This is a genomic window from Herbaspirillum sp., assembly GCF_035644555.1.
GTDB lineage: Bacteria > Pseudomonadota > Gammaproteobacteria > Burkholderiales > Burkholderiaceae_D > Herbaspirillum.
In genome coordinates, this window is record NZ_DASQOH010000052.1 from 166,919 (window position 1) to 187,700 (window position 20,782).

The window sequence follows — 20,782 nt, forward strand, 5'->3', positions numbered from 1 at the left end:
TCACGATACTCCGGCAGCGCCGCGCGACTCCACCGCGAACTTGATCAGTTCGGCCTGGCCATCGATGTTGAGCTTGCGCTTGATGTTGAGTCGATGCGTTTCCACCGTGCGTACGCTCAGGTCCAGCTCGCGGGCAATCTGCTTGTTCGATTCGCCGTTGGCGATGTGCTGCAGCACCTCCCGCTCGCGCTGCGTGAGCAGGTCGCGCAAGGGCAGCGGCTGGGTCAGCTGGCGTGCCAGCGCGGCACTGTAGTAGATGCCGCCCGAGCGCACGGTCTCGATGGCATGCACGATGTCCTGGCTGGGCGCGTCCTTGAGCACATAGCCGCGCGCACCGGCCTGGATCGACTGCATCACGTATTCCGCCTTGTCATGCATGCTCAGGATCAGCACGGCGATTTCCGGATGCAGGGCATGAAAACGCGCCGTCAGTTCGATCCCGTTGATGCCGCGCATATTGATGTCCATCAGGGTCAGGTCGATCTGCTGGGTCGCCGCCGCCGCCAACGCTTCCTCGGCATTGCCGGCCTCGGCCACCACCAGCAGGCCGGGCACCGTTTCCAGCCGGGCGCGCAGGCCGTCGCGCACCAGCGGATGATCGTCGATGAGCATGATGCGGGTCAGCGCAGGTGCGATGGGAATGAATTCAGCCATGGGGGGAAAGGAACAGGGAGGAACGGGGAATGATGGCGCTGATGCTGGTGCCGGTGGGCGACGAATCGATCGCCAGTTCACCACCCACCGCTTCCATGCGTTCGCGCATGTTGCGCAGGCCGATGCCGTGGCGCGAATGATCGTCCACCTGGCCGAGGTCGAAGCCACAGCCGTTGTCCTGCACCTGCAGCATCACCAGATTGTGGCCGCCATAGAGGCGCATCCTGATCTGGCTGGCATGGGCGTGGCGGGCGATATTGGTGAGCGCTTCCTGCGCCACCCGGAAGAGCACCGTATTGACTATGTCGGACAGCGGCGCACCCTCGCCGATATTACCCTCGCTGTCGAAGACGATGCGTATGTCGCTGCGGTCGCCGAGGGCATCGCGCCATTCGCCGCACAGATGTTCCAGGGCCGCCGCCAGGCCCAGATCGTCCAGGATCGCCGGACGCAGGTCATGCGAGATGCGGCGCACCTCGGCCAGCACGCCATTGATCTGGGTCGCGGTCTTTTCGAAGCCCAGGCGCGCCTGGGCGGCCTGCTCGGGCGTGCCGCGCAGGCGCTCCAGCGCGGCCTCGATCTGCAGCTTGATCGATACCAGCCACTGGCTGATGCCGTCATGCAGATCGCGCGACAGGCGCGCCCGCTCTTCTTCCTGCGAGCGCACCACGCGCTGGGCCAGCTGGCGCAGCTTGGCGTCGGCCACGCGGTGTTCGCTCAGATTGAGCAGGACACCGGCCATGCCCACCACCAGCGCGCTGGAAAGCGCAATGGCGGCGATCAGCAGCATGGTCCGGCGCAGGTGGCCGGAGTTCTGATGGTCCACCTGGGCCAGGGTCTTCTCGACGTCGTCCAGATAGATGCCGGTTCCGATGACCCAGCCCCAGCGCGGCAGGCCGATCACATAGCCCAGCTTGGGGGCCACCGAGTTGCTGGAGGGCTTGCGCCACAGGTAGTGCTCGAAGCCGCCGCCCTGATGGGCCAGCGTGATCAGATGCTGGATGGTCGGGCTGCCGGACTCGTCGCGCCAGTCCCACATGTCCAGCCCCACCAGCTCCGGCTGGCGCGGATGGACGATGTTGCGGCCATGGTCGTCATAGACGAAGAAGTAGCCATCGTCGCCGAATTCCATATCGGCCAGGATGCGGCGCGCCTCTTCCTTGATGGCGTCGTCGCTGCGTCCGGTGTCGTAGAGATGGGCCAGGGCATGCTGCGCAAGGTCGACGTAATGGCGCAATTCCGTGTTCTTGCCGGCCAGGTAGGCGGCTTCGATGGTGGCGCGCTGCTGGCGTGCCAGTTCCACCGCCTGGTAGCGCACTACCAGGGCGATGGCCGCAAAGGCCAGGCCCAGCGGGACGATGGCGAGGAAAATGATTTTCTGGCGCAGCTTCATGCCCGCGATTCTACCCAAGCGCCGCGCAGGCCGCCGAAATTCTCTCGGATCGCAGTTTCCAGTCTTATCGCCGGGCGGGAGCGCTACATGGGCCGGCGGCACCGACACCGAGGCCTTGGGGACGCGCAGGCGGCTGGCACACTTCTTTCATGTCGTATGTTTGATGAATGAAGGCATTATCAGGAATTCACCCATACGGTCGCGCTTGATTTTGCATTATCATTCTTAAATGTCTGACAACATGTCAGCAAGATCCAGCTTTACTGATAGTCAAAGTGATTCAAGATGGCAAATAACGCAACAGGCAAGACTCTTCTCATCGTCGATGACAGCAAGGTATCGCGCATGGTGATCAAGGCCCACGTGCTGGCGGTACACCCGGATTGGCAAGTCATGGAAGCGGCCAGTGGTGAAGAGGCGATCCGTATGGTGCGGCAGGACGCACCGGATTACTGCACCATGGATATCAATATGCCCGGCATGCTCGGCACCGATGCCGCCGAACAGATCCTGCAGTTGCAGCCCGGAGTGAGGGTGGCGATCTTCTCAGCCAATATCCAGGAAGCCGCGCAGACGCGTGCCCAGCAACTGGGCGCGGTATTCGTCGCCAAGCCGGTCACCGAAAAGTCGATCGCCCAGGCGCTGCTGCATTTCCGGGGCCCGGTGTGAGCATCCTCTCCGAGATCGAACGCGATGCCCTGACCGAGATCTTCAACGTCGGTGCCGGCCGTGCCGCGCAAAGCCTGTCGGAGATCGTAGGCGATGAAGTGCGGCTGACCGTGCCGTCGGTGGAGGTTCTGCGGACCGATGCCATCAACGAGCAGGTGCTGCCGCGCATCCCCGGCCGCTTTGCCACGGTGAGCCAGGATTTCCACGGCCCCTTCGATGCCGAGGCGGTGCTGCTGTTCACCGAGGAGCGGGCGTTGTCCATCGTGCGTGACATGATGGGCTCGCAGATGAGTCTGGACCAGTTGGCCGAGTTTGAACGCGAGGCCATGTGCGAACTGGGCAATATCATTCTCAATGCCTGCCTGTCGGCCATGGCCGATATGCTGGAGATCACCCTCAACAGCTCGCTGCCGCAATACGTGGTGTCGTCGCCCGAGGAGATTTCCGCGCGCCTGACCGATGTCCAGTCCGACGAGCGTTACGTGCTGGTGCTGCACATCGACCTGGTCATCGAAAAACACCAGACCGACGGTCACCTGATCTTCCTGCTCAGTTCTACCTCGCTGCATGCGCTGGTGGAACATGTGCAGGCTTATCTGAAGAAGATCGATCTGACATGAGCAGTTTTCTGGCAGGACGGTTTCGCCCGGAGGATGTCTATGACCAGCTCAATTGCGGCCTGGTCATGCTGGACAGGGACCTGAACATCCTGCTGTGGAATGCCTGGTTGGCGCGCCATAGCCGGGTGCCGGTCGCCACGGCCCTGAACGCCAACTTCGCCACCCTGTTCGCCGGACAGGTGACGTCCGCCTTGTTGCGCGCGCTGGACAATACGTTGGGTTATGGCTTGCCCTCGCTGCTGTCGAGCGCCTTGCACCGCTCTCCACTGCCGCTCTATCCAACCCACCCGGCGGGGCAGGGCGATGTCTCGCTGCGCATGGCGCAGTCGGTCGTGCTCACCCCCATCGACACTCCGGAGGGGCAGCGCCTGTGCCTGATGCAGATCAGCGATGCCAGTAATTCGCTCAAGCGCGAAAAGATGCTGCTCTCGCATTCGGAAGTACTGAAGCGCCAGGTCGGCACCGATGGCCTTACCGGTATCGCCAATCGCCGTTTCTTCGACGAACAGTATGCGCGCGCGTTGCAGCGCGTCCAGCAAGAGGGCGGATCGCTGTCGCTGTTCATGATCGATGTCGATTACTTCAAGCAATACAACGACCACTACGGCCATGGCGGCGGCGATCGCGTGCTCAAGCGGGTGGCGGAGACCCTGCGCGCGCAGCTGCAGGGCCCGGACGATGTGCTGGCGCGCTACGGGGGCGAGGAATTCATCCTGCTGACCCGCGATCTGCAGCCGGTGCAGGCCGCGCAGCTGGGGGAGACATTGCGCGAGGCGGTCTATGCCCTGGCCGAGCCGCACGACAAGTCGCTGGCCGAACGGCGCCTGACCGTCAGCGTCGGCGTCTGCACCCGCCAGGTGCATGAGGATCCCGACGGTCGCCTGTTGCTGGATACGGCCGATGCCGCGCTCTATCGCGCCAAGCTGGGTGGACGCAACAAGGTGGTGTCCAGCGCCTGAGCGGTGAGGCTGCAGCCAGGCAATTCCTTCACATTTGTGTAAAACAAGGGCAATTTATTGGAAACCCTTGCTCAGCAAGCATGTCAGAAATTGGCAGGATGTTTATCAACAGGCTTGTTCACAGCTTTTGTGGATAACTTCCGGCGCCGGGGCCATGCCGGGGAGGGCGGTCGCTGCGGGATGGCACCGATATTGCGTATAATGCCGGGCCGTCATGGCTGACAAAAGGCTGACGGTCGTTTCCGGTTTTCTCTGCTTCTTCTGCTTTTTCCATCCGACAAGGATTTGATGCGCCGCTTGCTGCTTCTGTTGCTGACTCTGCTGATCCCGCTGCAATTGCTGGCAGCCACGGGAGAGTCTCAACTGCGCGAGCAGCTGCGGGTCGAGCTGCAAGGCCCGGCGGCGGTGATCGGCGGGTCCTGCTCGCTGGCGGCATCAGGCCAGCCTGCCTGGCACGCCATGGCGGTAGGAGCGGTGGCCGAGGTGACCAAGGTGGCGGTGATGGCCGACCTGGCCGATAGCTTCAAGACGGTCGATCTTGACGCCGGTGATCCGCAGCAAGCGCCTGCCGATGACGATCGGACTTCGCTCCAAGGCGAGCTGGAAGACCCCACGCTGCCGACCCGCATCGCCACGCCGGAGCTGCACTGGTATCCGTTTCCCCACGCTTTCTCGGTCAGCCTGAACTGGTCCTCCTACCTGCGCGACCAGTTGCGTCCCCCACCATTGGTCTGAGCCGTCCGTGCGCCCGCTGTCAGGCCCTCCCGAGGGCCGTATCGCGGCGCGTAGCCTGGCCTTCATCCGAGCGCCCCGGGCGCTGCTTCCTTCTCTCAGTCTTGCCGGCCGGCCTGTCCGGGCGGTTCCATTTCGTTCCACAGGAAAAACCATGAAACGCATTGTTCTCTTCCTCGTTACCAACCTGGCCGTGATGCTGGTATTGAGCTTCACCGCCAGCCTGCTCGGCGTGAACCGTTACCTCACCGCCAATGGCCTTAACTTCGGCATGCTGCTCGTGTTCTGCGGCCTGATGGGCTTCGGGGGTTCCTTCATCTCGCTGTTCATGTCCAAGACCATCGCCAAGTGGTCCACCGGGGCCCGCGTGATCGAGCAGCCGCAGAATTCCACCGAACTGTGGCTGCTGCAGACCGTGCAGACCCTGGCGACCCGCGCCCAGCTGCCCATGCCCGAAGTGGCCGTGTATGACGGTCCGCCCAATGCCTTCGCCACGGGTGCAAGCAAGAGCAATTCGCTGGTGGCGGTGTCCACCGGCCTGCTGCAGGGCATGACCAAGGAAGAAGTGGAGGCCGTGCTGGCCCACGAGGTGGCGCACATTGCCAATGGCGACATGGTCACGCTGACCCTGATCCAGGGTGTGGTGAATACCTTTGTGATGTTCTTCGCCCGCATCGTCGGGTATTTCGTGGATTCCTTCCTGCGCCGTAACAACGAAGAAAATTCCGGCCCCGGGATCGGCTACATGGTCACCGTGTTCGTCTGCGAAATCGTGTTCGGCATCCTGGCCAGCGTGATCGTCATGTACTTCTCGCGGCAGCGTGAATATCGCGCCGATGCCGGTGCCGCCGCGCTCATGGGTTCCCGTGCGCCGATGATCAACGCCCTGCGCCGTCTGGGCGGCCTGCAATCCGACGGCCTGCCACAGAACCTGCAGGCGGCCGGCATCTCTGGTCGTGAGGCCTGGCTGGGGCTGTTCTCCAGCCACCCGCCGCTGGAGTCGCGTATCGCCGCCCTGCAGGCAGCACGCTGATTGTCCGTACCTCAAACCGGGGCCGGACCGGCGGCGTCGCGCCAAGCGCCGCGGTCCGCGCTCCCGGGCCGGCCGACGACCGTGTTAGTCTTGACCGATCGTCGGCGTGCTTCCTGCTTCATCTACAGTCATCTCCCACAGATCATCCACCTAGAAAGGAACCCTGACTGATGCCCCATCACACCCCCCTGATCGCCACCATTGTCGCAGGCCTGGTGCTGGCCTTTATCTTCGGCACCCTGGCCCATCGACTGAAGATGCCGCCGCTGATCGGTTACCTGGTCGCCGGTATCGCCATCGGCCCCTTTACGCCCGGTTTCGTCGGCGATGCCGACCTGGCCCAGGAACTGGCCGAGATCGGGGTGATCCTGCTGATGTTCGGCGTGGGGCTGCACTTCTCCCTCAAGGACCTGCTGTCGGTCAAGAATATCGCCATCCCCGGCGCGGTGGCGCAGATCGCCATCGCCACCTTGCTGGGCATGGGCCTGGGCTGGATACTGGGCTGGCCGGTGGGCGAAGGTTTCCTGTTCGGCCTGGCGCTGTCGGTGGCCAGTACCGTGGTGCTGCTCAAGGCCCTGCAGGAACGCCGCCTGGTGGAGACCCAGCGGGGGCGCATCGCGGTCGGCTGGCTGATCGTCGAGGATATCGCCATGGTGTTGGCCCTGGTGCTCATTCCGGCGCTCTCGGGCATCCTCGGCGGCAAGGGCGAGGCCCTGAGCGGCAATGCCGTGCTGCTCACCCTGGGCATCACGCTGGGCAAGGTAGTAGCCTTCGTGGCGGTGATGCTCATCGTCGGACGCCGGGTCATCCCCTGGATTCTCGAACGTATCGCCGATACCGGCTCGCGCGAGCTGTTCCGGCTGGCGGTGCTGGCCATCGCATTGGGCTTCGCGCTGGGTTCGGCCTATGTGTTCGGGGTTTCCTTCGCACTGGGCGCCTTCTTCGCCGGCATGATCCTGTCCGAATCGGAACTGAGCCATCGCGCCGCCGAGGAATCGCTGCCGCTGCGCGATGCGTTCTCGGTGCTGTTCTTCGTCTCGGTGGGGATGCTGTTCGATCCCTCCATTCTGGTACGGGAGCCGGTGCTGGTACTGGCCACGGTGCTCATCATCGTGGTCGGCAAGTCGCTGGCGGCCCTGATGATCGTGCGCGTCTTCGGTCACCCGAATTCCACGGCGCTGACGATCTCGGCCAGCCTGGCACAGATCGGTGAATTTTCCTTCATCCTGGCAACGCTGGGCCTGTCGCTGGATCTGCTCTCGCCGATGGCACGCGACCTCATCCTCGGCGGAGCCATCCTGTCCATCCTGCTCAATCCGCTGCTGTTCTCGTTGCTGGACCGCTACGAGGCGCGCCAGCCGCAGGAGCCGGACGCCGCCGATGTGCCGCCCACCGTCGATCTGCAGGATCACGTGGTGCTGGTCGGCTATGGTCGGGTGGGGCGCGGCATCGGCGAGCAGCTGCGCGCCGAGGGCCGGCCCTTCGTGGTCATTGAGGCGCAGCGCGACAATCTGGACGCGCTGCGCAGTGCAGGCGTTCCGGCCCTTTACGGCAATGCCGCCCAGAGCGAGCTGCTGAAGGCGGCGGCGGTGGAGCGCGCACGCTGGTTGCTGGTCGCCATTCCGGAAGTGTTCGAAGCCGGCCAGGTGATCGAAAATGCGCTGGAATTGAATGCTGGCCTGCAGGTGGTGGCGCGGGCGCATTCGGATGCCGAGATCGAGCATCTGGAAAAGCACGGTGCCCAGCGCGTCATCATGGGTGAGCGCGAGATTGCCCGCGGCATGCTGCAGATGGTGGGTGGGCGCGCATGATGAGGTGTGCGCCGGGGTGCCGGGCTGCAGCAATTTTCCGCGCGTGATAAAGTCCCGGCTGCTGTCGTAGCGGGCCAGGCGTTCGCTGCGCGGCAACACGTTCTCGGGGCGGGGTGCAATTCCCCACCGGCGGTAATCAGGCGGCGTCATCCGACGCCGCGTGTAGCCCGCGAGCGCCCGGCACGCCCTTGCGGCAGGCCGGGGTCAGCAGACCTGGTGCGATCCCGGGGCCGACGGTCACAGTCCGGATGAAAGAGAACGGCATGCAAGGCATTGCGCCGCTGTGCAGACAGCCGGCGCTCGGCCGCGCATGCCAACGCCCTGTTTATTCATCGAACAGGAGTCCTGAACCATGTCGCAAACGCATCTTTCCACAGTCCCTTCCCATCCCGCTCAACGTATCGCCTTCATCCAGGCCTGCTGGCACAAGGATATCGTCGACCAGTGCCGTATCGCCTTCACCGGGGAAATGAACCGTCTGGGCTGGCCGACTGCCAGCATCGACTTCTTCGAACTGCCCGGCGCCTTCGAAATTCCCCTGCATGCCAAGGTGCTGGCCAAGACCGGCAAGTATGCCGGTATCGTCGCCAGCGGCCTGGTGGTCGATGGTGGCATCTATCGTCACGACTTCGTGGCGCAATCGGTCATCTCGGCATTGATGCAGGTGCAGCTGGAGACCGAAGTGCCGGTCTTCTCCGCGGTCCTCACGCCGCATCACTTCCATTCCCACGACGAGCACCACAGCTACTTCCACGCGCATTTCCTGGTCAAGGGCAAGGAAGCCGCCCAGGCCTGCGCCACGACCGTGGCCAAGCTGGCCGAGCTGCGGGCGGGCGAGGCGGTGCAGCACAAGCGGAACGCCGCCTGAGCGGAGCAGCGCCGCCGGCCAGGGCCGGAATGGGATGTGCGCTTCACATTTGGCTTAACGATTGTGAAGCATTTGCTTACAACCCTTACGGCTTCGGCCTAGAGTTGTCAGGAAAGGCGGGCTATATTCACGCTACGTATTCCAGAACAACGAGGAGCTATCGTGAAGAAGTCGATTTCCATGATTGCCGGCATGGCCGTCTTTACCGCCGTCGCCGGTCTGTCGGCGGCCCCGGCGATGGCCGGACATGTCTCGATCGGTGTGAACATCGGCGTGCCGGGCGCATACGTGGCTCCGCAGCCGGTGTATGTGCAACCGGCGCCGGTGTACGCGCCGCCACCGGTGTATGTCCGACCTGCACCGGTGTATTACGGCCCGCCACCGGTCTATGTGGCGCCCAACTATTACCGCGGTCATCCCCACCGCCACTGGCATCGTCCGCCGCCGCCTCCGGGCTACTGGCGTCGTTGATGTGATGGTCTGGGGGGCGCGAGCGACGCACCGAATGCAGTAGTGAACAATGGCGGCCGAGGCCGCCATTGTTCATGGTTCATTGTTCATCGTTGCCAGGCAATTGCGCCGGAATCGGCCAGTCCGGCCAAGCGTCACTTCTTGGCCGGCGCGGTGTCGTCGTCGATATCGACCAGCAGGTAACGCTCGGCCGCACCGAAGAAGCGGTCGTAGAAGTCGGGGGAGCGGATGGTTTCGCTGGAGACCCGCACCATGGAGTCGTCGCTGGCGGCAAACGGCATCGAGACCGAACCCAGCACGCTCACGCCCAGGCTGGCCGAGCTGTTGCTCTTCTTGATGCCATAGCCATCCTGGGTGGCGCTGGCGAACATGGTCGAGCTCTTGCCGTTGCCGTTGGATGCGCACACCACATGGAAGGCGATTTCCATATGCTTGTCGCTGGCCGGCTGGAAGCTCTTGTTACCATCCAGGGTGTTGTCGGTAGCGCGGCTGATGACATAGCCCTGACCCAGCAAGGCCCGCCGCGCGGCCTCGCAGACCGCCTTTTCGCTACCGGGGAAGCTGCGCGAGAAGGCGCTGGTGTCGCTGAATTCCTCCTGGTGGTAGAACGCGGTCTTGCCGGTGGAGCAGGCCGCCAGGCCCAAGAGGCTGAGGGCGGTGATCAGGGTGAGCGGGACAGAAAGACTCGGGCGCGACATGCAGCGGATCTCCGGCGACAGAAAACGGTGGCCTGAATTGTAAAGGATTCACCCGTCGCAGGGTTTGGGCAGATGGTAAAGATCGGTAACAGAAGGCTTATCGTTGGGTGAGAACAGAGATGATCTCTGCCGCAACTCCGTTGCGGGAAGGTAAAATCACTTGTGAAATTGCCTGACTGAAAGTAATGTTAGACGATTCAAGGGAGTGGTCTTCCATCGGGACGATCATGAATCTGCGCAGCAAGCTGGGCAAATTCGTCTACGGCCTCGTCAAAGATAATGGATAAAAATCAAAAAGCGGAATTGGAGCGCATCCAGAAGGAACTGGTGGATGCACACAATAAGGCTGCGTGGCAGATGGCAGCCACGATCATCAAGGCCTCGCTGGTCAAGAATGGTATGGACCAGCCGCCCACGGCCGCCGAACTGGCCGACCTCAATGCCACCATCACCAACTTGCGCAGCGTGGCCGAGGATGCGCTGGAGTTGCTCAAGCGCTGACCGGTGACAGCCGCAGGAATGCCGCCCGCACGCAAGGCTGTCGCGCCAGGCTGATCACACGCATGACACAGCAATCGTTATTGGTTGCAGGAAATCGATGACTGAAGAGTGAGGTGAAGAACCGGCACGACGGGCTGTCGGCGCATTCTTCTGGTGCCTGAGGCCGGGGTCGAACCGGCACGCTCCCTTCCGGGTAGGCGGCGGATTTTAAGTCCGCTGTGTCTACCAATTTCACCACTCAGGCATGAGGATGCCGGCGAGGGTCGCCGGAAAAGGGACGCATTATAGCAGCGAGTTGCGCCGCGTCATCCGTTTTTCCTGCGGAAATTTGATGCACTTCCACGCTCTTTCCATGGGATGGCGCCGGCAAGCACCGTCGGGTTCCTCCTGAGAGCGTTTCAGCTCATCCTCGGGGTCTATTTCCGGCCGATATGCTGCCCCGAGATAGTAGAATGACGAATTCCTTCACCAGAAAAGCCGTCATCATGACTGAAGCCGTAGTCAAGACAGTGCAGTGCATCTCGCCCGCCGGGCTGCATACCATGGCCTACAAGGAGTGGGGCGATGCCCGCAATCCGAATGTGCTGGTGTGTGTGCACGGGGTGACCCGGGTCTCCGACGATTTCGACCGCATGGCCCGTGAGCTGTGCGACACCTATCGGGTGATCTGCCCTGATGTGGTGGGGCGTGGACGCTCGGGGCGCCTGGCCAATCCGCAGTTCTACACCGTGCCGCAATATGTCAGCGACATGGTCACGCTGCTGGCGCGCGCTGATGCCGAGATCGTGGACTGGTTCGGTACCTCCATGGGTGGCCTGATCGGCATGGCGCTGGCCTCCCTCCCGGGCAATCCGATCCGCCGCCTCGTGCTCAACGATATCGGGCCGTCCATCAATGCTGTCGCGCTGGCACGGATTGGTGACTATATTGGCCAGGACATGCGTTTCGACAGTTTCGAAGAAGCCGCGCAATACATCCGCACCATCTCCGCCAGTTTCGGACAGCACAGCGAGGAAGAGTGGCACAAGCTGGCGCGCGATGTGCTGCGCCAGAACGAGGACGGGCAGTGGGTGCGCCATTACGACCTGGCGCTGGCCGTGCCGTTCAAGTCGACCACGCCGGAAGCGGCCAGTGCCGCCGAGCAGATGCTGTGGGCCGCCTATGATGCGATCCGCTGTCCCACACTGGTGGTGCGTGGTGCCCAGTCCGACCTGCTGCTGCCCGAGGTGGCGCAGGAAATGACGCGCCGCGGCCCCAAGGCCAAGCTGGTGGAACTGCCCGAGGTCGGTCACGCACCGACCTTCATGCATGCCCCGCAGATCGAGGTGGCGCGTCAGTTCCTGCTGGATTGAATGAATCCCCGATCAGGCAATTTTTTGTCATACCGCCGGCGCCGTCTGGAGCCGGGACTCACGAATAAGGAAATTCCATGTCTGTACAACGCCTGCACGTCGGCAAGCGCCTCTCCGAAGTCGCCATCCATAATGGCACCGTCTATCTGGCCGGCCAGATCGCCGAGGATGCCACCCAGAACATCGAAGGTCAGACCCGCGAAGTGCTGGGGCATATCGATCGCCTGCTGGCCGAAGCCGGGAGCGACAAGACCAAGATCCTGTCGTGCCAGATTTTCCTGTCCGATGTGAAGGATTTCGCCGGCATGAACGCGGTCTGGGACGAGTGGGTCGCCCCCGGCAACGCGCCGCCGCGCGCCACCGTCGAAGCCAAGCTGGCCCGTCCCGAACTGCTGGTGGAAATCATCATCGTCGCTGCACAGAAGTAATCGTTTATGGTTTCGGTAGCAAGTACACAGGGCGAAGGCCTGGCGGCGATCACCGCCGGCCTCGGTCCTGATGATGTGACACGGGTCGAGCAGGCCTTGGCCGCACTCGAACCGCTGTATGCCGACAGGCAGATCCTGTCCGGGCAGAATGCCCTGCAGTTCGCGGTTTCGGTGGCCACCGTGCTGACCGCGCTCAATGTCGATGCGGCCACCCGCATCGCCGGCCTGGCCTTCGAGGCACAGATGCTGCATCCCGAGCTGGACGAGAAGCTGGAAGAACGTTTCGGCAAGGAGATTGCCGATCTGGTGGGCAACGTGCGCCAGCTGATGCGTTTCCACAGCCTGAGCTTCCAGCCGCAGAACCAGGAGGTCCTGCGCGGCAAGAACGCTGCCCAGCAGGCGGCGGCCCAGGTGGAGACACTGCGCAAGATGTTGCTGGCCATGGCCACCGACATGCGGGCGGTGCTGGTGCGGCTGGCCTCGCGCGTGGCCACCTTGCGCTATTTCGCCGAAACCAAGCAGGAAAACGAAGCCAGCGCCCAGTATGCGCGCCAGACCTTCGAACTCTATGCGCCGCTGGCCAACCGGCTGGGCATCTGGCAGCTGAAGTGGGAGCTGGAGGATCTGTCGTTCCGCTTCCTGGAGCCGCAGACCTACAAGCGCATCGCCAAGATGCTGGAAGAGAAGCGCCTCGAACGGGAGGCTTTCGTGGCCAGCGCGATCGCGCGGCTGCGCGCCGAAATGGCGGCTCAGGACATCCGCGCCGAGGTCAGCGGGCGCCCCAAGCACATCTACAGCATCTGGAACAAGATGCGCGGCAAGGCCATCGATTTTTCCGAGCTTTATGATGTGCGTGCCTTCCGGGTCATCGTCGATGACGTCAAGACCTGCTACGCGGTGCTGGGCATCGTGCACGATATCTGGACGCCAATTCCGGAAGAGTTCGACGACTACATCTCGCGCCCCAAGCAGAACGGCTACCAGTCCCTGCATACGGTGGTGATGGCAGAGGACGGCCGCGCGCTGGAAGTGCAGATCCGCACCCATGAGATGCATCATTTCGCCGAATACGGTGTGGCCGCGCACTGGCGCTACAAGGAAAGTGGCGGTTCCAATTTCTCGGCGCAGAAATATGACGAGAAGATCGCCTGGTTGCGTCAGTTGCTGGCGTGGAAAAATGAAGTCACCGATGCCGTCGTGGATCAGGAAGAGGTGCGCCGCGACTGGGTCCAGAAGCTCAAGTCGGCCACCCTGGACGAGCGCATCTATGTGCTCACGCCGCAGGCGCGGGTAATCGAACTGCCCAGCGGCGCTACGCCTATCGACTTCGCCTATCACCTGCACAGCGATGTCGGTCACCGCTGCCGTGGCGCACGAGTGGACGGCGTCATGGTGCCGTTGAATACCGTGCTCAAGAACGGCCAGACGGTGGAGATCATCACGGCCAAGAGCGGCGCCGGCGTGGGGCCTTCGCGTGACTGGCTCAGTCCTGGTTATGCCGCCAGCTCGCGTACGCGCTCCAAGATTCGCGCCTGGTTCAATGCGATCGAACAGCAGGAAACCCTGTCGGTCGGCCGTGGCTTGCTGGAAAAGACCCTGCAGCGTGAGGGCAAGACTGCCGTCAACCTGGAAGAGCTGGCGCAGAAGCTGGGCTTCGCCAAGGTCGATGACCTGTGCCTGTCGCTGGCCAAGGAAGAGTTCAGTCTGCGTCACGTCGAGCAGGCCTTGCATGAAGGACAGGACAAGAAACCCGAGATCGACGACGAAGCGCTGATCACCCGCAAGAGTCGCGCTTCCAGCATCGTGCAGGGGGCCAAGTCGGGCGTGCTGGTGGTCGGTACCGATGGCCTGCTTACGCAACTGGCGCGCTGCTGCAAGCCGGCGCCGCCGGATGTGATCGCCGGCTTCGTCACGCGCGGCAAAGGGGTGTCCATCCATCGGGTGAGCTGCAAGAATTTCGCCGAGATGGCTTTGCATGCGCCTGAACGGGTGATCCAGACCACCTGGGGAGCCCCGGCGAGGGATACTGTCTACCCGGTCGATATCTTCGTGCTGGCCAGCGATCGCCAGGGCTTGTTGCGCGACATTTCCGATATCTTCCTGCGCGACAAGATCAATGTGATCGGCGTGAGCACACAAAGCGTCAAGGGCCACGCGCGCATGGCCTTCACCGCCGAGATCGGTTCGACCGAGCAATTGCAGAAGGCGCTGACGGTGATCCGAGAGGTGAAGGGCGTGATCGAGGCCAAGCGGCAATAGTCGGCAGGGCGGTCAGCTCGGGGGAGCAAGAGATATGGTAAAAATTTTACTTTTTCATCATTTACCCCTTGGCAAATTTTGAAAAGCCTCCTATACTCTCGCTTCTTCGTTAGGCGCGTAGCTCAGCTGGTTAGAGCACTACCTTGACATGGTAGGGGTCGTTGGTTCGAGTCCAATCGTGCCTACCAATTCTTCTTTCCCGTGCGGGAAGGTCGGGTTGGGGCGAAGCCAACTGAAAAGGAGGCGCATCATGGCTTCCTTTTTTGTTTTTTCATCGGTCATTCTTCGATAGGCGCGTAGCTCAGCTGGTTAGAGCACTACCTTGACATGGTAGGGGTCGTTGGTTCGAGTCCAATCGTGCCTACCAATTCTTCTGTTCAGTACGAAGCGGACGAGTTGGCGAAGATAACAACGCAAAAGGAAGCGCATCGGCGGCTTCCTTTTTTGCTTTCCGGCTCCATTTCCTGTGCTTTCATTTTTCTTGTCGTTCCCGTCATGCGGGAGGTGGCGGCGTATCTCCTGGGGTGGATGCGGTCGCTGGCCGGGTGCCGATGGGTGTTTTTGCGCAAGGATGCGCGAGATGTTTCGCGGAAGCATCTAAAAATGCTTTACACTTGCGTCGAATTTTTTGTGAGTTTGCTCCTCAAACTCATGTTCTCACACAGATGAATGAATTTTCCTATGGCGGCAGATGATCAATATTTCCTCGTGGTAGATGACTTTTCGACGATGCGTCGGATTGTCAGCGGCCTCTTGAAGGAACTTGAATACACCAAGATGGTGGAGGCCGATGATGGCACCTCCGCCCTGAAGATCCTGGAGGCGGGTGCCTTGCCGGTCAATTTCGTGCTGACCGACTGGAACATGCCGGGCATGGATGGCTTGACGTTGCTCAAGAAGATCCGCGCCACGCCGTCGCTGGCCCATCTGCCGGTGTTGATGATCACCGCCGAAGCCAAGAAGGAAAACATCGTCGAGGCCGCCCAGTCCGGTGCCGATGGTTACATCGTCAAGCCCTTCAATGCGGCGACCCTGAAGGAAAAGATCGAAAAGATCCTGGCGCGGCGCGCCAACCTGGCCAAGGCTTGATGCCCGGCATGCTGGCTGTGCGGGGAAGACGGCATCTGCGGATGCCGTTTTTCATGGTGGAGTGGGGCAGGGCAGGGTGGCTCAGGAAAGCCCGAAATAGCGGGCCACGTCGCCGCGCGTCCAGGACTTGATGATCTGGCCGTCCAGCAGCACGCGGTATTCTTCGTGGCGCTCGCCGTTATCCAGTTCCACGGTGCGGCTCTGCAGCGTGTATTCGCGGTTGTTGATCACTGTCTGGTGCTCGGTGCAGTTCTTGGCGTCCGACATGATGCTGGTCTCCCTCTATGGAATTCGATGCTAGCACGGCAGCGGCAATCTGCGCGCAGCTGTGGCCAACTTGTGCAGATGAACCGGGGAAATTTGCTATAATGCATGGCTAAGGCATGAAATCGCCTCCGTGGCGGTCTCCGAATTTCATTGCATTGTTGCATCCCTATATCTGTAAGAGCGAGAAAGGCAATCCGGTTATGACACCGCGAACTACCACCGAGGTTTTCACGCGACGCTAGTCGGGTTCTTTTTCGTCCTTTGAAAAAGCGCGGCTGGTCCGCGTTTTTTTTCGTCCGTCTTTTCGGTATCACCTTCAATTACCCCCAACAGGCAAGGCAGCGCGGCTGCCGACATGGAGTGCAAAATGGTTTCAGTTCGTCTTCCCGATGGTTCGCAACGCCAGTTCGACAACCCGGTCACGGTAGCGCAGGTCGCCGCCAACATCGGCACCGGTCTGGCCAAGGCGGCCCTGGCCGGCCGTGTCGATGGCAAGCTGGTCGATACCTCCTACCTGATCGACAAGGATGCCGACCTGGCCATCATCACCGACAAGGACCCCGATGGCCTGGAGGTGATCCGTCACTCCACCGCCCACCTGCTGGCCTATGCGGTCAAGGAACTGTTCCCGGAGGCCCAAGTCACCATCGGTCCGGTCATCGACAACGGTTTCTACTACGACTTTTCGTACAAGCGTCCCTTCACTCCGGAAGACCTGCAGGCCATCGAAAAGAAGATGGCGGAGCTGGCCAAGAAGGATGAGCCGGTGACCCGCAAGGTGCTGCCGCGCGACGAAGCGGTGGCCTATTTCAAGTCCATCGGCGAAGCCTACAAGGCCGAGATCATCGCTTCCATTCCGCAGAACGAGGATGTCTCGCTCTACACCGAAGGCAGCTTCACCGACCTGTGCCGCGGTCCGCACGTACCTTCTACCGGCAAGCTCAAGGTGTTCAAGCTGATGAAACTGGCCGGCGCCTACTGGCGCGGCGATTCCAACAACGAGATGCTGCAGCGGGTCTATGGCACCGCCTGGGCCAAGAAGGAAGACCAGGAAGCCTACCTGCACATGCTGGAAGAGGCGGAAAAGCGCGACCACCGCAAGCTGGGCCGGGCGCTGGACTTGTTCCACTTCCAGGATGAGGCGCCGGGCCTGATCTTCTGGCACCCCAAGGGCTGGACCATCTGGCAGCAGGTCGAGCAATACATGCGTCGCGTCTACCAGGACAACGGCTATCAGGAAGTGAAGGCGCCGCAGATCCTGGACCGCTCGCTGTGGGAAAAGACCGGTCACTGGGAAAACTATCGTGAAAACATGTTCACGACCGAGTCGGAAAACCGCGCCTACGCGCTCAAGCCGATGAACTGCCCGGGCCACATCCAAATCTTCAATTCCGGTCTGCACAGCTATCGCGACCTGCCGCTGCGCTATGGCGAATTCGGGCAGTGCCACCGCAACGAGCCCTCGGGTGCGCTGCACGGGATGATGCGTGTGCGCGGCTTCACCCAGGACGATGGTCACATCTTCTGTACCGAAGACCAGATCCAGGAGGAAGTGGCTGCCTTCAACCGCGTGGTGCGCGAAGTCTACGATTGCTTCGGTTTCAAGGAGGTGGCGGTGAAGCTCGCCCTGCGCCCGGAAAAGCGCATCGGTGCCGAGGAAGTCTGGGACAAGGCCGAGAACGCCCTGCGTGAAGCCATCCGTGCCTCCGGTTCCGAGTGGGAAGAGCTGCCGGGCGAGGGTGCTTTCTATGGTCCCAAGATCGAATACCACCTGAAGGATTCCATCGGTCGTTCCTGGCAGTGCGGCACCATGCAGGTGGACTTCTCGATGCCGGCACGCCTGGGCGCCGAGTATGTCACCGAAGACAACAACCGCAAGGTGCCCGTGATGTTGCACCGGGCCATCGTCGGTTCGCTGGAGCGTTTCATCGCCATCCTGATCGAAAACCACGCTGGTGCGATGCCCTTGTGGCTGGCGCCAACACAAGTTGTCATCCTGAATATTTCCGACGCGCAAGCGGATTATGTGCAAAACGTTGCACAAACGCTGAAAAAACAAGGGTTTAGGGTCGAGACCGATTTGCGCAACGAAAAGATTACCTATAAAATACGGCAGCATTCTATTCAGAAGCCGCCCTATATCCTGGTTGTCGGCGATAAAGAACGGGATGCAAACACTGTGGCCGTGCGTGCGCGGGGCAATGTCGATTTGGGCGTCATGTCCATCGACACCTTGGTGGAGCGCCTCAAGGATGAGGTTGCCGCCAAAGCCTGAGTTGGGGAAGCCTAGGGCTTCCTCCCAGCGCAAGAGCACGGCTTAATTTATTGGATTTTAAAAGGAAACTGCAATAGCTACTGACAAGTCGCATCGCCTCAATCGCGAGATCACTGCGCCGGAAGTACGCCTTTCGGGTGTCGACAACGAGCCTCTGGGCATCGTCAGCCTGGCCGAAGCCTTACGTCTTTCCGAAGAGGCTGAAGTCGATCTGGTCGAGATTGCGCCCACCGCGCAACCTCCGGTCTGCCGCCTGATGGACTACGGCAAGTTCAAGTACCAGGAGCAGAAGAAGGCGCACGAGGCCAAGCTCAAGCAGAAGGTCATCCAGGTCAAGGAAGTGAAGTTCCGTCCGGGTACCGATGATGGCGATTACAACATCAAGCTGCGCAACCTCACCAAGTTCCTGGAAGAGGGTGACAAGACCAAGATCACGCTGCGTTTCCGCGGTCGTGAAATGGCTCACCAGGAAATCGGCATGCGCATGCTGGAGCGCCTGAAGGCAGATCTGGAACCGTATGGCCAGGTCGAGCAGTTTCCCAAGATGGAAGGTCGCCAGATGATCATGGTGCTGGCGCCCAAGAAAAAGAAATAAATCGTTTATCTCTTTTTCGGTTTTCCAGATTTCAAGCAGTTAGCCGTATCAGGACGACATCTCTGTGGTGTCGTCCATGTCGCGAAAGCCGCGGCAGCGTAGGGCCGACAAAGGATTTGCAAGGCGCAGGCGACTGCGCCGGGCAAAAGCAGCGGGACTACCCGCTGTCAAATAAGTGAGAGCAGGCATCAAAGAGCAGCGAGTATTTGTTGCCACCTGCAATCATCAAAAAATGGAGCTGTCCGGAAGGACAGAGTTGCTATGCCTAAGATGAAATCGAAGAGCAGCGCGAAGAAACGTTTTCGCGTGCGCCCGGGCGGTACCGTCAAGCGCGGTCAAGCCTTCAAGCGTCACATCCTGACCAAGAAGACCACCAAGAACAAGCGTCAACTGCGCGGTACCGAGGGCGTCCATGAGACGAACCTGAATTCCGTTCGCGCAATGCTGCCGTTCGCTTAACCTCACCTACACTAAGGAGCTACTATGCCTAGAGTCAAACGTGGGGTAACAGCACGTGCCCGCCACAAGAAAGTCCTCGCACTCGCCAAGGGTTACCGCGGCCGTCGCAAAAACGTCTACCGTATCGCCAAGCAAGCAGTCATGCGTGCTGGTCAGTACGCGTACCGTGACCGTCGTAACAAGAAGCGCGTGTTCCGCGCACTGTGGATCGCCCGTATCAACGCCGCTGCGCGTTCGCATGGCGTGACCTACAGCGTGTTCATGAACGGCCTGAAGAAGGCTGCGATCGAACTGGATCGTAAGGTCCTGGCCGATATGGCTGTCACCGACAAGGCTGCTTTCGCCGCCATCGTCAACCAGGTGAAGGCCAACATCGCTGCCGCTTAATCGACAGCGTATGTGCGGTAGCCGGTCGCAGGTCCAGCAATAGTCAGACCAGCAGCCGGCGCTGCAAAATCCTGCGGGGCAGAGGGTCACACCGATGCCCCGTATGTTTTTGATCCACGGTTTCGTGGATTTTTTTCCTTTTCGACTTCGTCGTCGGATTTTCGATTGGAGCGAGACTTACCGCATGAATCCCCTAGACCAACTCCTGGGCCAACTGGTCACCCAGGCGCAGGCTGATTTCGCCGCCGCGCCGGACGCCGCCGCACTGGAAAACGCCAAGGCCAAGTACCTCGGCAAGACCGGCCAGATCACCGAGCAGATGAAGGGGCTGGGCAAGCTGGCGCCGGAAGAGCGCAAGGTACAAGGGGCGATCATCAACGTCGCCAAGGAACAGATCGAAAACGCGCTGACCGCACGCCGCGATGCTCTGGCCAATGCCCAGATGCAGGCGCGCCTGAATGCGGAAGCCATCGACGTCACCCTGCCGGGCCGTGGTCGCGGCGTAGGTGGCATCCACCCGGTGATGCGCTCCTGGCAGCGCGTGGAAGAGATCTTCCGCTCCATCGGTTTCGACGTCGCCGACGGTCCCGAGATTGAGACCGACTGGACCAATTTCACCGCATTGAACAGCCCCGAGAACCATCCGGCTCGTTCGATGCAGGACACCTTCTACATCGAAGGTCACGACACCCAGGGCAAGCCCCTGCTGCTGCGTACCCACACCAGCCCGATGCAGGTGCGCTACGCCCGCATGAACAAGCCGCCCATCAAGGTGATCGCGCCGGGCCGCACCTACCGCGTGGACAGCGATGCCACCCACTCGCCGATGTTCCACCAGGTCGAAGGCCTGTGGATCGCCGAGGACATCAGCTTCGCCGACTTGAAGGGCGTCTACCTCAACTTCGTCAAGGCCTTCTTCGAGACCGACGACCTGCAGGTACGTTTCCGTCCTTCCTATTTCCCCTTTACCGAACCCTCGGCCGAGATCGACATCGCCTTCGGCAGCGGTCCCCTCAAGGGGCGCTGGCTGGAAGTCTCCGGCGCTGGCCAGGTGCACCCGACGGTGGTGCGCAACATGGGACTGGACCCCGAGCAGTACATCGGTTTCGCGTTCGGCTCCGGCCTTGAGCGCCTGACCATGCTGCGTTATGGCATCAATGACCTGCGCCTGTTCTACGAAGGCGACCTGCGCTTCCTGAAGCAATTCAATTAATCCGATCAAGAAGGGCGCCGCGCCATGTCGCGACGCGCCTCTGGCTGAT

The 20,782-nt window shown here is 61.4% G+C and carries 23 protein-coding genes, 3 tRNA genes and 1 riboswitch; of the genes, 21 read left to right on the forward strand and 5 right to left on the reverse strand.

Annotated elements, in window-relative coordinates; all coding sequences use genetic code 11:
- Both VE092_RS14585 and VE092_RS14590 read right to left on the reverse strand, forming a co-directional pair.
- The gene (locus VE092_RS14585; protein WP_324877896.1) at positions 1-654 is read right to left on the reverse strand and encodes a response regulator transcription factor; all 654 of its coding nucleotides are present in this window, start codon (positions 652-654) and stop codon (positions 1-3) included.
- Positions 647-2,047: a cache domain-containing protein gene (locus VE092_RS14590; RefSeq protein WP_324877898.1), complete on the reverse strand. Its 1,401-nt coding sequence runs from the start codon at positions 2,045-2,047 to the stop codon at positions 647-649. The genes VE092_RS14585 and VE092_RS14590 overlap by 8 nt, the downstream gene beginning before the upstream one ends.
- A 285-nt stretch (positions 2,048-2,332) precedes the next feature.
- On the opposite strand from VE092_RS14590, the gene VE092_RS14595 reads away from it, so the two are divergent.
- The 8 genes from VE092_RS14595 to VE092_RS14630 all read left to right on the forward strand — a co-directional run bounded on the left by VE092_RS14595 (position 2,333) and on the right by VE092_RS14630 (position 9,210).
- Positions 2,333-2,716 (forward strand): response regulator transcription factor, encoded by a 384-nt coding sequence (locus tag VE092_RS14595; protein ID WP_324877901.1) that lies wholly within the window; start codon positions 2,333-2,335, stop codon positions 2,714-2,716.
- Entirely contained in the window at positions 2,713-3,336 is a 624-nt protein-coding gene (locus VE092_RS14600; protein ID WP_324877903.1) for a chemotaxis protein CheX, read from the forward strand. The genes VE092_RS14595 and VE092_RS14600 overlap by 4 nt, the downstream gene beginning before the upstream one ends.
- Complete coding sequence (locus tag VE092_RS14605) at positions 3,333-4,295, forward strand: GGDEF domain-containing protein (protein ID WP_324877905.1); 963 nt, start codon at positions 3,333-3,335, stop codon at positions 4,293-4,295. The genes VE092_RS14600 and VE092_RS14605 overlap by 4 nt, the downstream gene beginning before the upstream one ends.
- 288 nt (positions 4,296-4,583) lie before the next feature.
- Complete coding sequence (locus VE092_RS14610; protein ID WP_324877907.1) at positions 4,584-5,030, forward strand: hypothetical protein; 447 nt, start codon at positions 4,584-4,586, stop codon at positions 5,028-5,030.
- 151 nt (positions 5,031-5,181) lie between these two features.
- Positions 5,182-6,060 (forward strand): protease HtpX, encoded by an 879-nt coding sequence (gene htpX, locus VE092_RS14615; RefSeq protein ID WP_324877909.1) that lies wholly within the window; start codon positions 5,182-5,184, stop codon positions 6,058-6,060.
- Positions 6,061-6,230: 170 nt separating this feature from the next.
- Positions 6,231-7,871 (forward strand): YbaL family putative K(+) efflux transporter, encoded by a 1,641-nt coding sequence (gene ybaL / locus VE092_RS14620; RefSeq protein WP_324877911.1) that lies wholly within the window; start codon positions 6,231-6,233, stop codon positions 7,869-7,871.
- Between the two features lie 95 nt (positions 7,872-7,966).
- Positions 7,967-8,135, forward strand: a riboswitch (FMN riboswitch).
- 88 nt (positions 8,136-8,223) lie between these two features.
- Positions 8,224-8,739: a 6,7-dimethyl-8-ribityllumazine synthase gene (locus VE092_RS14625; RefSeq protein ID WP_324877913.1), complete on the forward strand. Its 516-nt coding sequence runs from the start codon at positions 8,224-8,226 to the stop codon at positions 8,737-8,739.
- Between the two features lie 162 nt (positions 8,740-8,901).
- Positions 8,902-9,210 carry a hypothetical protein gene (locus VE092_RS14630; protein ID WP_324877915.1) on the forward strand — a complete coding sequence of 103 codons (309 nt, stop codon included), beginning with the start codon at positions 8,902-8,904 and terminating at the stop codon, positions 9,208-9,210.
- A 134-nt stretch (positions 9,211-9,344) separates the two neighbouring features.
- On the opposite strand, the gene VE092_RS14635 is transcribed toward VE092_RS14630, so the two are convergent.
- The gene (locus tag VE092_RS14635; RefSeq protein ID WP_324877917.1) at positions 9,345-9,908 is read right to left on the reverse strand and encodes a DUF2242 domain-containing protein; all 564 of its coding nucleotides are present in this window, start codon (positions 9,906-9,908) and stop codon (positions 9,345-9,347) included.
- Between the two features lie 357 nt (positions 9,909-10,265).
- Here VE092_RS14635 and VE092_RS14640 point away from each other — a divergent pair, with 357 nt between their 5' ends.
- Positions 10,266-10,409, forward strand: coding sequence for a hypothetical protein (locus VE092_RS14640; RefSeq protein ID WP_233207655.1), 144 nt, complete (start codon positions 10,266-10,268; stop codon positions 10,407-10,409).
- Between the two features lie 151 nt (positions 10,410-10,560).
- Here VE092_RS14640 and VE092_RS14645 read toward each other — a convergent pair.
- Positions 10,561-10,653, reverse strand: a tRNA-Leu gene (locus tag VE092_RS14645).
- Between the two features lie 241 nt (positions 10,654-10,894).
- Between VE092_RS14645 and VE092_RS14650 the strand changes: the two genes are divergently transcribed.
- The 7 genes from VE092_RS14650 to VE092_RS14680 all read left to right on the forward strand — a co-directional run bounded on the left by VE092_RS14650 (position 10,895) and on the right by VE092_RS14680 (position 15,537).
- Positions 10,895-11,761: an alpha/beta hydrolase gene (locus tag VE092_RS14650; RefSeq protein WP_324877920.1), complete on the forward strand. Its 867-nt coding sequence runs from the start codon at positions 10,895-10,897 to the stop codon at positions 11,759-11,761.
- Between the two features lie 77 nt (positions 11,762-11,838).
- Positions 11,839-12,189, forward strand: coding sequence for a RidA family protein (locus VE092_RS14655; RefSeq protein ID WP_008328017.1), 351 nt, complete (start codon positions 11,839-11,841; stop codon positions 12,187-12,189).
- A 6-nt stretch (positions 12,190-12,195) separates the two neighbouring features.
- Entirely contained in the window at positions 12,196-14,448 is a 2,253-nt protein-coding gene (locus tag VE092_RS14660) for a bifunctional (p)ppGpp synthetase/guanosine-3',5'-bis(diphosphate) 3'-pyrophosphohydrolase (RefSeq protein ID WP_324877923.1), read from the forward strand.
- 111 nt (positions 14,449-14,559) lie between these two features.
- A tRNA-Val gene (locus VE092_RS14665) sits at positions 14,560-14,636 on the forward strand.
- 102 nt (positions 14,637-14,738) lie between these two features.
- Positions 14,739-14,815, forward strand: a tRNA-Val gene (locus VE092_RS14670).
- Positions 14,806-15,117 (forward strand): hypothetical protein, encoded by a 312-nt coding sequence (locus VE092_RS14675; protein ID WP_324877925.1) that lies wholly within the window; start codon positions 14,806-14,808, stop codon positions 15,115-15,117. Before VE092_RS14670 ends, VE092_RS14675 begins: the two co-directional genes overlap by 10 nt.
- A 12-nt stretch (positions 15,118-15,129) precedes the next feature.
- On the forward strand, positions 15,130-15,537 hold the full coding sequence (locus tag VE092_RS14680; RefSeq protein WP_324877927.1) for a response regulator: 408 nt from the start codon (positions 15,130-15,132) through the stop codon (positions 15,535-15,537).
- An 81-nt stretch (positions 15,538-15,618) separates the two neighbouring features.
- On the opposite strand, the gene VE092_RS14685 is transcribed toward VE092_RS14680, so the two are convergent.
- Positions 15,619-15,804, reverse strand: coding sequence for a hypothetical protein (locus tag VE092_RS14685; RefSeq protein ID WP_324877929.1), 186 nt, complete (start codon positions 15,802-15,804; stop codon positions 15,619-15,621).
- A 367-nt stretch (positions 15,805-16,171) separates the two neighbouring features.
- On the opposite strand from VE092_RS14685, the gene thrS reads away from it, so the two are divergent.
- The 5 genes from thrS (at position 16,172) to pheS (ending at position 20,733) form a co-directional block, all read left to right on the forward strand.
- Entirely contained in the window at positions 16,172-18,079 is a 1,908-nt protein-coding gene (gene thrS / locus VE092_RS14690) for a threonine--tRNA ligase (RefSeq protein ID WP_039786292.1), read from the forward strand.
- 73 nt (positions 18,080-18,152) lie between these two features.
- A complete protein-coding gene (gene infC, locus VE092_RS14695; protein ID WP_081584533.1) occupies positions 18,153-18,674 on the forward strand; it encodes a translation initiation factor IF-3 in 522 nt (173 codons plus the stop codon).
- Positions 18,675-18,935: 261 nt separating this feature from the next.
- The gene (gene rpmI / locus VE092_RS14700) at positions 18,936-19,133 is read left to right on the forward strand and encodes a 50S ribosomal protein L35 (RefSeq protein ID WP_006712688.1); all 198 of its coding nucleotides are present in this window, start codon (positions 18,936-18,938) and stop codon (positions 19,131-19,133) included.
- Between the two features lie 24 nt (positions 19,134-19,157).
- A complete protein-coding gene (rplT, locus tag VE092_RS14705) occupies positions 19,158-19,520 on the forward strand; it encodes a 50S ribosomal protein L20 (protein WP_006712690.1) in 363 nt (120 codons plus the stop codon).
- A 184-nt stretch (positions 19,521-19,704) separates the two neighbouring features.
- Positions 19,705-20,733, forward strand: coding sequence for a phenylalanine--tRNA ligase subunit alpha (pheS, locus tag VE092_RS14710; RefSeq protein ID WP_006712692.1), 1,029 nt, complete (start codon positions 19,705-19,707; stop codon positions 20,731-20,733).
- Positions 20,734-20,782: the final 49 nt, after the last annotated feature.